This is a genomic window from Ensifer sp. ENS10, assembly GCF_014852025.1.
Taxonomy (GTDB): Bacteria; Pseudomonadota; Alphaproteobacteria; order Rhizobiales; family Rhizobiaceae; genus Ensifer.
The window spans coordinates 1,355,125-1,369,273 of the sequence record NZ_JACVAS010000001.1 but is presented as its reverse complement, the minus strand read 5'-3'; the positions used below and the strand labels follow the sequence as shown (position 1 = coordinate 1,369,273).

Annotated in this window: 14 protein-coding genes; 7 read left to right on the top strand and 7 right to left on the bottom strand. The window is 63.0% G+C overall.

Translation table 11 applies throughout. From position 1 onward, the window contains the following. Window positions 1-54: 54 nt before the first annotated feature. From IB265_RS06600 to IB265_RS06585, 4 genes are all read right to left on the bottom strand, one after another. Complete coding sequence (locus IB265_RS06600; RefSeq protein WP_093232277.1) at window positions 55-540, bottom strand: GNAT family N-acetyltransferase; 486 nt, start codon at window positions 538-540, stop codon at window positions 55-57. An 82-nt stretch (window positions 541-622) separates the two neighbouring features. Further along, window positions 623-2,104, bottom strand: coding sequence for an Asp-tRNA(Asn)/Glu-tRNA(Gln) amidotransferase subunit GatA (gene gatA / locus IB265_RS06595; protein ID WP_057252275.1), 1,482 nt, complete (start codon window positions 2,102-2,104; stop codon window positions 623-625). 51 nt (window positions 2,105-2,155) lie between these two features. Then, window positions 2,156-2,443, bottom strand: a complete 288-nt coding sequence (gene gatC, locus IB265_RS06590; protein ID WP_057252276.1) for an Asp-tRNA(Asn)/Glu-tRNA(Gln) amidotransferase subunit GatC — start codon at window positions 2,441-2,443, stop codon at window positions 2,156-2,158. 109 nt (window positions 2,444-2,552) lie between these two features. Beyond that, the gene (locus IB265_RS06585) at window positions 2,553-3,257 is read right to left on the bottom strand and encodes a metal-dependent hydrolase (protein WP_057252277.1); all 705 of its coding nucleotides are present in this window, start codon (window positions 3,255-3,257) and stop codon (window positions 2,553-2,555) included. A gap of 81 nt (window positions 3,258-3,338) precedes the next feature. Between IB265_RS06585 and ruvX the strand changes: the two genes are divergently transcribed. After that, window positions 3,339-3,824 carry a Holliday junction resolvase RuvX gene (ruvX, locus tag IB265_RS06580; protein ID WP_057252278.1) on the top strand — a complete coding sequence of 162 codons (486 nt, stop codon included), beginning with the start codon at window positions 3,339-3,341 and terminating at the stop codon, window positions 3,822-3,824. Here ruvX and IB265_RS06575 read toward each other — a convergent pair. Together IB265_RS06575 and IB265_RS06570 are read right to left on the bottom strand one after the other, a co-directional pair. Further along, window positions 3,770-4,111, bottom strand: a complete 342-nt coding sequence (locus tag IB265_RS06575) for a DUF6105 family protein (protein WP_058321475.1) — start codon at window positions 4,109-4,111, stop codon at window positions 3,770-3,772. The two genes, ruvX and IB265_RS06575, sit on opposite strands and share 55 nt — an antisense overlap. After that, window positions 4,108-4,263 carry a hypothetical protein gene (locus IB265_RS06570; protein WP_192494684.1) on the bottom strand — a complete coding sequence of 52 codons (156 nt, stop codon included), beginning with the start codon at window positions 4,261-4,263 and terminating at the stop codon, window positions 4,108-4,110. Before IB265_RS06570 ends, IB265_RS06575 begins: the two co-directional genes overlap by 4 nt. Before the next feature lie 215 nt (window positions 4,264-4,478). Between IB265_RS06570 and IB265_RS06565 the strand changes: the two genes are divergently transcribed. Then, on the top strand, window positions 4,479-5,414 hold the full coding sequence (locus IB265_RS06565; protein WP_192494675.1) for an AEC family transporter: 936 nt from the start codon (window positions 4,479-4,481) through the stop codon (window positions 5,412-5,414). 4 nt (window positions 5,415-5,418) lie between these two features. Here the strand turns inward: IB265_RS06565 and IB265_RS06560 are convergent, their stop codons facing one another. Continuing rightward, complete coding sequence (locus tag IB265_RS06560; RefSeq protein WP_192494674.1) at window positions 5,419-7,071, bottom strand: acyl-CoA dehydrogenase family protein; 1,653 nt, start codon at window positions 7,069-7,071, stop codon at window positions 5,419-5,421. Window positions 7,072-7,228: 157 nt separating this feature from the next. On the opposite strand from IB265_RS06560, the gene IB265_RS06555 reads away from it, so the two are divergent. The 5 genes from IB265_RS06555 to topA all read left to right on the top strand — a co-directional run bounded on the left by IB265_RS06555 (window position 7,229) and on the right by topA (window position 14,147). Further along, complete coding sequence (locus IB265_RS06555) at window positions 7,229-8,170, top strand: aspartate carbamoyltransferase catalytic subunit (RefSeq protein ID WP_057252282.1); 942 nt, start codon at window positions 7,229-7,231, stop codon at window positions 8,168-8,170. Next, on the top strand, window positions 8,167-9,459 hold the full coding sequence (locus IB265_RS06550) for a dihydroorotase (protein ID WP_058329337.1): 1,293 nt from the start codon (window positions 8,167-8,169) through the stop codon (window positions 9,457-9,459). The genes IB265_RS06555 and IB265_RS06550 overlap by 4 nt, the downstream gene beginning before the upstream one ends. Window positions 9,460-9,489: 30 nt before the next feature. Then, a complete protein-coding gene (plsY, locus tag IB265_RS06545; RefSeq protein ID WP_058321478.1) occupies window positions 9,490-10,101 on the top strand; it encodes a glycerol-3-phosphate 1-O-acyltransferase PlsY in 612 nt (203 codons plus the stop codon). Further along, window positions 10,101-11,249, top strand: a complete 1,149-nt coding sequence (dprA, locus tag IB265_RS06540) for a DNA-processing protein DprA (protein ID WP_192494673.1) — start codon at window positions 10,101-10,103, stop codon at window positions 11,247-11,249. The genes plsY and dprA overlap by 1 nt, the downstream gene beginning before the upstream one ends. A 231-nt stretch (window positions 11,250-11,480) precedes the next feature. Further along, window positions 11,481-14,147 carry a type I DNA topoisomerase gene (topA, locus tag IB265_RS06535; RefSeq protein ID WP_192494672.1) on the top strand — a complete coding sequence of 889 codons (2,667 nt, stop codon included), beginning with the start codon at window positions 11,481-11,483 and terminating at the stop codon, window positions 14,145-14,147. The last annotated feature ends 2 nt before the right edge of the window (window positions 14,148-14,149 follow it).

The window sequence follows — 14,149 nt, the reverse complement described above, 5'->3', positions numbered from 1 at the left end:
AGCTGCGCATTTCCGGGTGGCAGCCATGCACGGATATGCGCAGGGTCGGCGGCCCTAGTCTTGCTCGGTGAGGACTTTGCTCAGGCCGATGAACTCGACATCGCCGTCGAGTTGCGGGGCGTAGGCGGTGGAAAGCCAACTCACGCCGTAGCCGCGGTTGCGGAAGAAGGTCACGGCTCGGTCGTTGCGCGCATGGGTCTTGGTGGTGGCGACATCGAACCCGTCCGCAACGATGCGACGCTCGATCTCGCCGAGCAGCAAAGCGCCAAGGCCCCTGCCCTGGACCGCCGGCTCGATCCACAGGTCGGATATCACGTTGTCGAAGTCCTCTCGCGCCACCCAACCGCGAATGCCGCCTTCGGCTTCGATCAGCAAAACAGACAACCAGTGATCGGAAAGAAAACGGAAAAACGAGGCTTCTGCCACACGCCGCATTCTCTCACCATCGGCAAGACCGGCAATCGCGGATTGCCAAGCGGCGAGACCGATCGCCGTCAGCCGATCGACATCGCCGGCGCGGGCATGACGGATGGCGGGCATGACGCGGGCTCCTTCCGCGACAAGAGTGACTGATCGTCTTCAGAAACAGTGGCGGTGCCGGTCCGGCACCGCCATCAAAGCCTTACCACCACTTGGTGGGCGTGAAGCGACCGGCGGCCTGTTCGATGATATGCGCCGTCTTGAACAGCGTCTCTTCCTCAAACGGCTTGCCGATCAGTTGCAGGCCAAGCGGCAGACCCTTGTGGTCGAGGCCGCCGGGAACAGCGATGCCCGGAAGACCAGCCATGTTGACCGTTACCGTGAAGATGTCGTTCAGGTACATCTTGACCGGATCGGACGCCAAGTCCTCGTCGGCGATACCGAAGGCGGAGGACGGCGTGGCGGGCGTCAGGATCGCATCGACGCCGGCGTGGAAGGCCAGTTCGAAGTCGCGCTTGATCAGCGTGCGGACCTTCTGCGCCTGCAGATAATAGGCGTCGTAATAGCCGGCAGAAAGCACGTAGGTGCCGATCATGATACGGCGCTTGACCTCCTGGCCGAAACCGGCAGCGCGCGTCTTCTCGTACATGTCGACGATGTCCTTGCCGTCAACGCGCAGGCCGTAGCGCACCCCGTCATAGCGGGCGAGGTTCGAGGAAGCCTCGGCCGGAGCGACGATGTAATAGGCCGGCAGCGCATACTTCGTGTGCGGCAGGGTGATGTCGACGATCTCGGCGCCGGCGTCCTTCAGCCAGGCGATGCCCTGCTGCCAGAGCGCCTCGATCTCTTCCGGCATGCCGTCGACGCGGTATTCCCGGGGAATGCCGATCTTCATGCCCTTGACCGACTTGCCGATGGAAGCTTCGTAATCCGGCACCGGCAGATCGACCGAGGTCGTATCCTTGGTGTCGACGCTTGCCATCGACTTCAAGAGGATCGCGGCATCGCGCACGTCACGGGCGATCGGGCCGGCCTGATCGAGCGACGAGGCGAAGGCGACGACGCCCCAGCGCGAGCAGCGGCCATAGGTCGGCTTGATGCCGACGGTGCCGGTAAAGGCGGCCGGCTGGCGGATGGAACCGCCAGTATCGGTCGCCGTGGCACCGGCGCAGAGATGCGCAGCGACGGCTGCAGCCGAACCGCCGGACGAGCCGCCCGGAACGAGGTCGAGATTGGAGCCCTTGGCGCGCCACGGGTTCTTCACGGCACCGTAGTAGGAGGTCTCGTTCGACGAGCCCATGGCGAATTCGTCCATGTTCAGCTTGCCGAGCATGACGGCGCCGTCGTTCCAGAGGTTCTGGGTCACGGTCGATTCGTAACGCGGCGCAAAACCGTCGAGGATATGGCTGCAGGCCTGCGTGTGCACGCCCTCGGTGCCGAAGAGATCCTTGATGCCGAGCGGGATGCCTTCGAGCGCACCGGCCTTGCCGGCGGCGATACGCGCGTCCGAGGCCTTCGCCATCTCGCGCGCCTTGTCCGGCGTTACGGCGATGTAGGCATTGATCGCCTCATTGGCGGCATCGATCGCGCCGATATAGGCATCCGTCAGTTCGACGGCGGTGATTTCCTTGGCGGCGAGTTTCGCGCGGGCTTCGGCAATCGTGAGGCTGATAAGGTCGGTCATGATGAAATCGGGCTTTCGCAATCGGGAACGTCGGGGCGGCAGGGGGTCTGGTTACTCGACCACCTTCGGAACGAGGAAGAAATTGCGATCGGAATTCGGCGCATTGGCAACGATATCGTCGGCCTTGTTGCCGTCCGACACGATGTCCGTCCGCTTCTTCATCTCCATCGGCGTGACCGAGGTCATCGGCTCGACGCCATCGACATTAACTTCGGAGAGCTGTTCGACAAAACCGAGGATGCCATTGAGCTCGCCCATCATCCGCTCGGCTTCCTCTTCGCTGACGGCGATACGGGCAAGGCGCGCAACGCGCTTCACGGTGGCAAGGTCTACGGACATGATCGTCTCCGGTAACTGGAACTTCCCCCGCTATAATGGCGCACGGCGAGCCACGCAACGGGGGAATTGCCGGAGTACCGGACCTCTCGTCAAAAGGCCCGGCGCAACATCAGACCTCGACGACGACGCCGACGTAAGGTGTCTCCACCTTGGTGGATGCACTTTCCATGCCGGCAACGAAGGTCGCGGGGGTCTGGTCGATGATCGGGAACGAGCCGTAATGGCAGGGGATCGCCGTCGAGAACTTGAAAAAGCGCTGGCAGGCGAGTGCCGCCACCGCGCCGCCCATGGTGAAACGGTCGCCGATCGGCACGATGCCGATTTCCGGCTGGTGCAATTCGTTGATCAGCGCCATGTCGGAAAAGATGTCCGTGTCACCCATGTGGTAGAGCGTCGGCTCGTCCTCGAAATGCAGCACCAGGCCATTGGCATTGCCGAGCGAATGGGAAACGCCGTCCTCGGTGAGCTGCGCCGAGGAATGGAGCGCGTTGACGAAGGTCGTTGAAAACGCGCCGAGGTTGATGGTGCCGCCGGTATTTCCCATTTCGAGCGCCTTGACGCCATGCCGCCCGAGCCAGGCGGCGAGATCGGCATTGGCGACCACGGTCGCACCGGTCTCCTTGGCGATCGCAATCGTATCGCCGACATGGTCGCCATGACCATGGGTCAGGAGGATGTGGGTGAGCCCGGCGGTCGCGTCCCTGCGATCCTCGTCCCGGAAGGCGGGATTGCCGGTGAAGAAGGGGTCGATGAGGATTTTGGACTTTGCCGTTTCGATGTGAAAGGCGGCATGACCGAGCCATTTGATCTTCATGACGATCTCCCTGATGATTTGCGTGTCGGAACAGCATATGGAACAGACAGCCCTCCGCGCAAAGATCGAATCGACACCGACATGGCAATTCTCACCATCGAAGAGCTGGCATCCCAGCTTCAACAGAACCAGGCGATCGCCGGGCTCGACCTCGGCACCAAGACGATCGGCCTTTCGGTCTCCGATCTCGGCCGCAGGTTCGCAACACCCCGAGAGGTGATCCGCCGGATCAAGTTCGGGGTGGACGCGGAAGCGCTGCTGTCAGTGGCAGGAAAAGAAAAGATCGCAGCCTTCGTCATCGGCCTGCCCGTCAACATGGACGGCAGCGAGGGACCGCGTTGTCAGGCGACCCGCGCCTTCGTGCGCAACATGGAGCAAAAGACGCCACTGCCTTTCATCTTCTGGGATGAAAGGCTTTCGACCGTTGCGGCCGAGCGTGTGCTGATCGAGATGGATGTGTCGCGACGGAAGCGGGCCGAACGCATCGATTCGGCCGCCGCCTCCTTCATTCTTCAGGGCGCGCTCGACAGGCTGGCTTCGCTCGCGAGGGACGGCCTTTCGGACTGAGCTACGCCGGCACCGAAACGACGGCGATACCAGGCCGCGATCTCACGGCGCTTGCGAAAGCCGATAATGGCAAAGACCACAAAACTATCGAAGACGATCGCTCGGGCGACGAGCGGCGGGATCGTCTCTGGCGGGATGCCAAGGACATTGCCGTAGACCTGGAACACGAGGTCATGGGTCTGCCGCGTCAGCATGAAGAAGCCGAAGCTCATGTCGTAATAGGAGAGACCATACCAAGACGTGAGGAACATGACCGGGCAGGCCCAAAGGATCAGAAACCACTTCATGCGGCTCCCCTTTCCGAGATGCGGCGGTAGACTAGCGGATATATGGCGCGGTCTGCCAGCAACAAGGCAAGCAGGACCATCGTTGGGACCGCAATATCCAGCGCCAGTCCGGCGAAAAACACCATCATGATGATCAAAAGACCAGTTCTCACCGAACCGCTCCATTCCGGATCTGTTGAAATTCCTGGTCAATTTCGCGCCTACAGGCAAGGCGTGCAACGTAAACCATTTGTTAAGGTTAATTTTCACAGGCCAGGTTTTCTTGCGCTCACGCTTGCGCCCGATCATTCACCACAAAGCTGCAAGCCCATTCCGGTCTCTGCAAAATTCGGGTAGCGATATCCCTCCCCCTCGCAGGTCCTCCTCCATGACCGTCGTCTTTGAAAGCATCCTTCCGATCTTCCTGCTGGTTCTGCTCGGCGTCTGGCTCAAACGCTCGACATTCGTGGACCAGAGCCTCTGGCTCGGGCTCGAGCAATTTGGCTACTTCATCCTGTTCCCTGCCCTGCTGTTCTCGACGCTCGCCCAGGCAGACTTTGCCGGGTTGAAAGCCGACGCGACGGCCATCGCGACGATCGGCAGCGTCAGCCTGATGTCGGCCTTCGTGCTGCTCCTCTGGCCAGTGCTGCGAGACCGGCACGTGTCCGGCGCCTCGTTCACCTCGGTCTTCCAGACGGCAACGCGCTGGAACGGCTTCGTGGCGCTGGCAATTGCGCAGAAGCTTTACGGCCCGATCGGCCTGACGTTGACCGCGCTGGTGATGACACTCGTGATCATCCCCATCAATCTCTACAATATCGGCGTGCTGGTCTGGTTCGGCGGGGGCAATCGTGACTTCAGGCGCTTCTTCGCAAAGATCGCCACCAATCCGCTGATTGTCGCCTCCGTGCTCGGCATTCTCGTCAACCTGGTCGGACTGAAGATCTACGGCCCCGTGATGACCACGATCGAGATGCTGGCAAGCGCCTCGCTCAGCCTTGGGCTGGTGATGGTCGGCGCGGGCCTGCGCGCTTCCGATGCGCTGAAGCCGAGCGCGACGGCGCTGCTCGCGGTCTTCCTCAAGCTGATCGTGATGCCGGTCTTCATGGTGAGTGCGAGCTATCTGCTCGGCATTCGGGGGGACGCCCTGCTGGTCATCGCGCTTGGCGCGGCCGTGCCGACGGCGATGAACGGCTATCTGCTGGCCAAGCAAATGGATGGCGACGCCGAACTCTATGCGGCGGTCGCAACCGTCCAGACGGTCGTCTCGTTCTTCACGATACCACTCGTCCTCTACCTGACGACCTACGTCGCAGGGGGCTGACTACTTACGCCGCAGGGGGATAGAGAAGATCGAGGATGTAGGCGGAATCGAAGCGTGAATCGAGCATGCCGTAGGTGGAGCGCCATCCGGCAGCCAGTCGCGATTCGAGGAAAGCGTCGGCAATGCGGCCGGCACCGAGACGGTAGAGTTCGGCGGCGGCGGCGGCGAGCGCCAATTGCTCGATCAGCATGCGCGCAGCACCCTCGTCCCGTTCGCAGAGCGACATGGCGGCGCGCAGCACGTCGATCGTCTTGCGGCCGGCTGGTCCGAGATCGCGAGCCAAAACGACGAAGAGCTGCTCGAAGAGATCCTTGCCCTTGGCGAGTACGCGCAGCACGTCCAGCGCCATGACGTTGCCGGACCCTTCCCAGATGGCGTTGACAGGTGCTTCGCGGTAATGGCGCGCCAGCGCGCGCTCTTCCACATAGCCATTGCCGCCCAGGCACTCCATCGCCTCGTAAATCAGTGCCGGGGCGATCTTGCAGGCCCAGTACTTGGCAACAGGCGTCATGATCCGCGCATAGGCTGCGTCTTCCGGGCTGTTGCGGGCCTTGTCGAACGCCTCAGCCAGACGGAACGAAAGGGCGCTTGCCGCAGCGACGTCGAGCGCCATGTCGGCAAGCACGCGCGTCATCATCGGCTGGCTCACGAGCGGCTTGCCGAAGACCTTGCGGCCGCGGGTGTGGTGCACGGCTTCGGCGAGCGAGGCCCGCATCATGCCTGCGGATGCCAACGCGCAGTCGAGGCGCGTCAGCGTTACCATGTCGAGGATCGTCCGGATGCCGGCGTCCGGCGCGCCGAGGATGAAGCCAAACGTGTCGGAGAACTCGACCTCCGACGAAGCGTTGGAGCGGTTTCCGAGCTTGTCCTTCAACCGCTGGAAGCGCAGGCCATTGGCGCTGCCGTCTTCCAGAAGACGCGGCACGAGGAAACAGGCAAGGCCCTCGCGGGTCTGCGCCAGCATGACGAAGGCGTCGCTCATCGGTGCCGACATGAACCACTTGTGGCCATTCAACCGATAGATGCCCTCGCCTACACGCTCGGCCGTCGAGGTATTGGCGCGGACATCGGTACCGCCCTGCTTCTCGGTCATGCCCATACCGACGGTGACGGCCGACTTCTGCATCCAGGGACGGTTCGTCGAGTCGTATTTGCGCGACAGGATCTTCGGCGCCCATTCCTTCTGCACCGCCGGAGACGCGGTGATCGCGGCAAGCGACGCGCTCGTCATCGTCAGCGGGCAGAGATGGCCGCATTCCAGCTGCGCCGTCAGATAGAAGCGGATGGCGCGTGTCTTGTGCGACTGGTTGCGCTCGTCAGCCAGGTTTTCCCAGGCCGACGCATGGAGGCCCGACGACATTGAGCGGCGCATCAGCGCATGCCAGGCCGGGTGGAACTCGACGACATCGAGACGCTCGCCGCGCGGACCATGCGTCTTCAGCTTCGGCGGACCTTCATTCGCCATGCGCGCCAGTTCCTGCGCTTCTGGCGAGGTGACGTAACGGCCGAGCACATCGAATTCGTCGCGCAGCGTCTTGCTCATCGACGAGGTGATATCCACCACGAGCGGATCGGAGCGATAGGCGTTGACACCGGACCAGGGCTTGGGCTGGTTCAGCTCGGCGAGTTTCTGTTCAGTCCGGTTCATCTGATTCATGGGCCGGTTCTAGCGCAAGTTTCTCGACCACGGAACGGGGCGCGAAAAAGATAGGATGGCCGTTGCAAGTTTTCTGCGGACGGTGACGCCCAAGCCTTGCCGTACCGGGGGCCAAGTCTTATAGAGCGACCACATTTCCAGAGCGCAAGGGCGGCCCATGATCACTTTCCCGCATCGCCACCTGCTCGGCATCAAGGGGCTCACGGAGCAGGATATCACCTATCTGCTCGATCGCGCCGATGAAGCCGTCCAAATCTCCCGTCAAAGAGAGAAAAAGACCTCGACGCTGCGGGGGCTGACGCAGATCAACCTCTTCTTCGAAGCCTCGACGCGTACTCAGTCTTCGTTTGAGCTCGCCGGCAAGCGGCTTGGCGCCGACGTCATGAACATGTCGGTCGGCAATTCCTCGGTGAAAAAGGGCGAAACGCTGATCGATACGGCGATGACGCTGAACGCCATGCACCCGGATGTGCTGGTGGTGCGCCATTCCTCGGCCGGTGCCGCCGCTCTCCTGGCACAGAAAGTCTCCTGCTCCGTCGTCAATGCCGGCGACGGTCAGCACGAGCACCCAACCCAGGCCCTGCTCGACGCGCTGACGATCCGCCGCGCCAAGGGTAAGCTCTCGCGCATCATCGTGGCGATCTGCGGCGACGTGCTGCACTCGCGCGTGGCGCGCTCCAACATCCTGCTCCTGAACCAGATGGGCGCCCGCGTGCGCGTCGTCGCTCCGGCGACGTTGCTTCCCTCGGGGATCGCCGAAATGGGCGTCGAGGTCTATCACTCGATGGCCGAGGGCCTGAAGGATGCGGATGTCGTCATGATGCTGCGCCTCCAGCGCGAGCGCATGGCCGGCTCTTTCGTGCCTTCGGTGCGCGAATACTTCCACTACTACGGGCTCGATGCGCAGAAGCTGAAGGCGGCCAAGGACGATGCGCTCGTCATGCACCCCGGGCCGATGAACCGCGGCGTCGAGATCGCCTCGGAAATCGCCGACGGCCCGCAGAGCGTGATCGAACAGCAGGTCGAGATGGGCGTTGCCGTACGCATGGCGGTGATGGAAACGCTGCTTCTCTCGCAGAACCAGGGGCCGCGCCTATGACCAGACCACTCGTTCTGAAGAACCTCCGCATCGTCGATCCCTCGCGCAGCCTTGACGAGGTCGGCACTGTCATCGTCGGAAACGACGGCCGCATCCTGGCCGCCGGCGCGGATGCACAGAACCAGGGCGCGCCCGATGGCGCCTTCGTCAAGGACTGCGATGGCCTGACCGCCGTTCCCGGCCTCGTCGATGCCCGCGTGTTCGTCGGCGAACCGGGCAGCGAACATCGCGAAACCTTCGAATCCGCGTCGCGCGCAGCAGCGGTCGGTGGCGTCACCACCTTCATTGCGATGCCCGACACGGATCCTGTGATCGACGATATCGCGCTGGTCGAGTACGTAAAGAAGACGGCGCGCGACAAGGCCCTCGTCAATGTCCATCCTGCCGCGGCCCTGACCAAGGGACTGGCCGGGGAAGAGATGACCGAATTCGGCCTGCTGCGCGAAGCCGGCGCCGTCTGCTTCACCAATGGCCGACGGTCGATCCACGACACGCTGGTTCTGCGCCGGGCCATGACCTACGCGCGCGAATTCGGCGCCGTCATCTCTCTTGAGACCCGCGACAAGTATCTCGGCGCCAACGGCGTCATGCACGAGGGCCTGCTCGCAAGCTGGCTCGGCCTTGCCGGGATCCCGCGCGAATCCGAGATCATCCCGCTTGAGCGCGACCTGCGCATCGCCGGCCTGACGAAGGCCGCCTACCACGCCGCCCAAATCTCGGTTCCCGAATCGGCTGAGGCCATTCGTGCAGCACGCCAGCGCGGCGCCAACGTCACGTGCGGCATCTCGATCAACAATCTGGCGCTCAACGAAAACGACATCGGCGAGTACCGCACCTTCTTCAAGCTTTCGCCGCCCCTTCGCAGCGAAGACGACCGGGTGGCCATGGCCGAGGCGCTGGCCGACGGCACGATCGACATCATCGTCTCCTCGCATGACCCGCAGGACGTCGACACCAAACGCCTGCCGTTTGCCGACGCTGCCGACGGTGCGATCGGCCTTGAAACGCTGGCAGCGGCCGCTCTTCGGCTGTACCACAGCGGCCAGGTTCCACTGATGCGCCTGATCGATGCCATGTCGACCCGCCCGGCGGCGATCTTCGGTCTCGACGCAGGCACGCTGAAGCCGGGCGCCAAGGCCGATATCGCGGTCCTCGACCTCGACGAGCCGTGGGTGCTCTACAAGGAAGCGATCGTCTCGCGCTCCAAGAACACGCCGTTTGAAAATGCACGCTTTACCGGCCGGGTTGTGCAAACCTATGTTGCCGGCAAGCTTGTGCATTCCGCATAAGCCCAAAGCGGTCGCGCGGGAGGGGAACCGGTGGATCTATTTTCCTGGCAGCTTGGGCTGCCCTTGACGTTGTTAAGCCTGGGCTTCGGCTATCTGCTCGGCTCGATCCCATTCGGACTGATCCTGACCCGCATGGCCGGGCTGGGCGACGTCAGAAAGATCGGCTCGGGCAATATCGGCGCGACCAATGTGCTGCGCACCGGCAACAAGAAGCTTGCCGCAGCGACCCTGCTGCTCGACGCGCTCAAGGGCACCGCGGCAGCCGCCATTGCATCTCATTGGGGCGTCGAAGCGGGGATCGCCGCAGGCTTCGCCGCCTTCATCGGCCATCTCTATCCCGTCTGGCTCGGCTTCAAGGGCGGCAAGGGTGTCGCCACCTATATCGGCGTCCTCCTTGGCCTCGCCCCACCGATGGTGCTCGCCTTTGCGGTGATCTGGCTCGCCATGGCGAAAATCAGCCGTTACTCCTCATTGTCCGCACTGGTTGCAACGGCTATCATCCCGGTTCTACTTTACGCGGTAGGGAACGAAAAGGTCGCTCTCCTCTTCGCGGCAATGACCATCATTAGCTGGGTGAAGCATCGCGCCAATATCCAGCGGTTGCTCGCCGGCACGGAAAGCAAGATCGGGGACAAGGGATAATGTCTGAAGGCAGCGCAGGACGAACCGGAGTGGCGCTGACCCAACGACAGAAATTATCCTGGCTGCGGCTGATCCGCAGCGACAATGTCGGCCCCATCGCCTTCAGGGACCTGATCAACCACTTCGGCACGGCGGAAAACGCGCTCGACGCGCTTCCAGAACTATCCCGGCGCGGAGGGACCAAACAGGCCTATCGTGTGGCAACGGTAAGCGAGGCCGAACGGGAGCTGGAAGCGGCGCGACGCTGCGGCGCGGTGTTTGTCGGCATCGGCGAGCCAGGTTATCCCTCAGCGCTTCGGCAGATCGACGGCGCTCCCCCTCTCCTCGCGATGAAGGGCGATCTCAAAGCAGCAACCCGCCCGTCGCTCGGCATTGTCGGCTCGCGCAACGCGTCGGTCAGCGGCGCCAAGTTCGCGGCGATGATCGCCCGCGATGCCGGTCGCGCAGGCTATGTCGTCACGTCGGGTCTCGCGCGCGGTATCGATACCGCCGCCCATCGCGCAAGCCTCGAAACCGGCACGATCGCCGCGCTTGCCGGCGGCCTGGATCGGCCGTACCCACCCGAAAACATCGGCTTGCTGGATGAGATCACCGCTGGCCGGGGTCTGGCGATCAGCGAAATGCCCTTTGGCTGGGAGCCACGTGCACGCGATTTCCCGCGGCGCAACCGGCTGATTGCCGGCGTCAGCCTCGGCGTGACCGTCGTCGAGGCGGCCAATCGCTCCGGCTCGTTGATCACCGCGCGTTATGCCGCCGATTTCGGCCGGCTGGTCTTTGCCGTTCCGGGATCCCCACTCGATCCCCGGTGCCATGGCACGAACGACCTTTTGAAGCAGGGCGCGATCGTCACGACGTCATCGGACGATGTCCTTGAAGCATTGGCGCCGCTCAGCCAGTTCGAGCTACGCTTGCCAAGTGTCAGGGAACCGGAGGGGCATGCGCAACCGAGCACCCCTGCCGCGACCAATGACAGCGACCGTGCGGCCATCATCAATGCGCTTGGTCCGACGCCGGTCGAAACCGACGACATCGTCAGGCACACCGGGCTTTCGCCGGCACAGGTCTACCTTCTTCTCTTGGAGCTCGATCTCGCTGGGCGGCTCGATCGCCACGCCGGAGGACTCGTGTCTCTCACGGCAAGCGAATGAGCACCGGCGATGGCGACCCCGCGGCCGTGAGGAAGCGAGCAGGCACCCATTCCAGATTGCAGATGCGATGCAATCTTGCATGAGTTGCATCACCTCCTCTCATCGTTATTTTGGGTGAACCCTCTTGACCCCGCACGAATCCCTGTCCATTTCGGGGCATCGATACTAGGCGACACACGGCGCTGACAGCGCTGACGCCCGAACCAGAACCGGTTGTCTCAGAAAATGACGATGAATGTTGTAGTGGTGGAGTCGCCTTCCAAGGCAAAGACGATCAACAAGTACCTCGGGCCTAACTACAAGGTGCTGGCTTCGTTTGGCCATGTGCGCGATCTGCCGGCGAAGGACGGTTCGGTCCGTCCGGATGAAGACTTCGAAATGTCCTGGGAGGTCGATGGCGCCTCGGCCAAGCGCATGAAGGACATTGCCGACGCGGTAAAGTCCGCTGACGGCCTCATTCTCGCAACCGACCCGGATCGCGAAGGCGAAGCCATTTCCTGGCACGTGCTCGACCTCTTGAAGAAAAAGAAGGTGCTCGGCGACAAGCCGGTGAAGCGCGTCGCCTTCAACGCCATCACCAAGAAGGCGGTGCTCGAGGCGATCGCCCATCCGCGCGACATCGACATCTCGCTGGTCGACGCCTATCTGGCGCGCCGCGCGCTCGACTATCTCGTCGGCTTCAACCTGTCGCCGGTCCTCTGGCGCAAGCTTCCGGGCGCCCGCTCGGCCGGCCGTGTGCAGTCCGTCACGCTGCGCCTTGTCTGCGACCGCGAATCCGAGATCGAGCGCTTCATCTCCGAGGAATACTGGAACATCTCCGCGCTGCTGAAGACCCCGCGCGGCGACGAGTTCGAGGCCCGCCTCGTCTCGGCCGATGGCAAGCGCCTCGCGCCGAGGGCTGTCGGCAACGGCGAAGAGGCCAACCGGCTGAAGACCTTGCTCGACGGTGCCGCCTATGTCGTCGACAGCATCGAGGCAAAGCCGGTCAAGCGTAACCCCTCGCCGCCCTTCACCACCTCGACGCTGCAGCAGGCTGCGTCCTCCAAGCTCGGCTTCTCCGCTTCGCGCACCATGCAGGTCGCGCAGAAGCTCTACGAAGGCGTCGATATCGGTGGAGAGACAGTCGGTCTGATCACCTATATGCGTACCGACGGCGTGCAGATGGCGCCGGAAGCGGTCGAGGCCTCGCGCAAGGCGATCGCCAGCCAGTTCGGCGACCGCTACCTGCCGGAAAAGCCGCGTTTCTATTCGACCAAGGCGAAGAACGCCCAGGAAGCGCACGAAGCCATCCGCCCGACCGATTTCAACCGGACGCCGGACCAGGTACGCCGCTTCCTCGACGGTGACATGCTGCGCCTCTACGATCTCGTCTGGAAGCGCGGCATCGCCAGCCAGATGGCATCGGCGGAGATCGAACGCACGACCGCGGAGATCACTGCCGACAACGGCGGCCAGAAGGCGGGCCTGCGCGCCACCGGCTCCGTCATCCGCTTCGACGGCTTCATCGCCGCCTATACGGACGCCAAGGAAGACGGCGAGCAGACGGATGATGGCGAGGAGGATGGCCGCCTGCCGGAGATCAACGCGCGCGAGAACCTCGCCAAGCAGAAGATCAACGCCTCGCAGCACTTTACCGAGCCGCCACCGCGCTATTCGGAAGCGAGCCTGATCAAGAAGATGGAAGAGCTCGGCATCGGCCGACCGTCGACCTATGCCGCGACGGTCACGACCCTGCTTGACCGCGACTACATCACCAACGACAAGCGCAAGCTCATACCCCAGGCCAAGGGCCGTCTGGTGACGGCGTTCCTGGAAAGCTTCTTCACCCGCTATGTCGGCTACGACTTCACGGCGTCGCTCGAAGAAAAGCTCGACCAGGTCTCGGCCGGCGAGGTCAATTGGAAGGATGTTCTTCGCGACTTCTGGAAGGATTTCTTCGCACAGATCGAGGAAACAAAGGAGCTGCGCGTTACCAACGTGCTCGATGCGCTGAACGAAGAACTGGCGCCGCTGGTCTTCCCGAAGCGCGACGACGGCGGTGATCCACGCATCTGCCAGGTCTGCGGCACCGGCAAGCTGTCGCTGAAGCTTGGCAAATATGGCGCCTTCGTCGGCTGCTCGAACTATCCGGAGTGCAACTTCACCCGCCAGCTTTCCTCCGACAGCAACGGCGACCAGGAAGCGGCGGTCTCCAACGAACCGCAGGCGCTTGGCAAGGACCCGCACACCGGCGAGGAAATCACCCTGCGCAGCGGCCGTTTCGGACCCTATGTCCAGCGCGGTGACGGCAAGGAAGCGAAGCGCTCGAGCCTGCCGAAGGGCTGGACGCCATCAACGATCGACCATGAGAAGGCGGTCGCGCTGCTGTCGCTGCCGCGCGATATTGGCGCCCATCCCGAAAGCGGCAAGATGATCTCTACGGGCCTCGGTCGCTATGGACCGTTCGTGCTGCACGACGGAACCTATGCCAATCTCGAATCGATCGAAGACGTCTTCTCGATCGGCCTCAACCGTGCCGTCTCCGTGCTTGCAGACAAGCAATCGAAGGCCGGTTCCGGCCGCGGCCGTACCGCCGCCGCCTCGCTCAAGGAACTTGGCGACCACCCGGACGGCGGCTCCATCACCGTTCGTGACGGACGCTACGGTCCCTATGTAAACTGGGGCAAGGTCAACGCTACCCTACCCAAGGGCAAGGATCCGCAGTCGGTAACGGTCGAGGAGGCACTCGTGCTGATTTCGGAGCGTGCCGCCAAGGGTGGAACGACCAAGGGCAAGCCCGTGAAGGCCAAGACGACCAAGACGGCGGCAAAGTCCGAGGACGGCGCAGCCAAGCCGACCAAGGCCAAGGCACCTGCCAAGAGCAAAACGAAGACGGCCGCCAAGGCCAAGAAGGGCTGATC

Bases quoted from the DNA above. Each gene is read 5' to 3' on its own strand.
- IB265_RS06600 (WP_093232277.1), bottom strand. From the start codon at position 540: ATGCCCGCCATCCGTCATGCCCGCGCCGGCGATGTCGATCGGCTGACG.
- gatA (WP_057252275.1), bottom strand. From the start codon at position 2,104: ATGACCGACCTTATCAGCCTCACGATTGCCGAAGCCCGCGCGAAACTC.
- gatC (WP_057252276.1), bottom strand. From the start codon at position 2,443: ATGTCCGTAGACCTTGCCACCGTGAAGCGCGTTGCGCGCCTTGCCCGT.
- IB265_RS06585 (WP_057252277.1), bottom strand. From the start codon at position 3,257: ATGAAGATCAAATGGCTCGGTCATGCCGCCTTTCACATCGAAACGGCA.
- ruvX (WP_057252278.1), top strand. From the start codon at position 3,339: ATGGCAATTCTCACCATCGAAGAGCTGGCATCCCAGCTTCAACAGAAC.
- IB265_RS06575 (WP_058321475.1), bottom strand. From the start codon at position 4,111: ATGAAGTGGTTTCTGATCCTTTGGGCCTGCCCGGTCATGTTCCTCACG.
- IB265_RS06565 (WP_192494675.1), top strand. From the start codon at position 4,479: ATGACCGTCGTCTTTGAAAGCATCCTTCCGATCTTCCTGCTGGTTCTG.
- IB265_RS06560 (WP_192494674.1), bottom strand. From the start codon at position 7,071: ATGAATCAGATGAACCGGACTGAACAGAAACTCGCCGAGCTGAACCAG.
- IB265_RS06555 (WP_057252282.1), top strand. From the start codon at position 7,229: ATGATCACTTTCCCGCATCGCCACCTGCTCGGCATCAAGGGGCTCACG.
- IB265_RS06550 (WP_058329337.1), top strand. From the start codon at position 8,167: ATGACCAGACCACTCGTTCTGAAGAACCTCCGCATCGTCGATCCCTCG.
- dprA (WP_192494673.1), top strand. From the start codon at position 10,101: ATGTCTGAAGGCAGCGCAGGACGAACCGGAGTGGCGCTGACCCAACGA.
- topA (WP_192494672.1), top strand. From the start codon at position 11,481: ATGAATGTTGTAGTGGTGGAGTCGCCTTCCAAGGCAAAGACGATCAAC.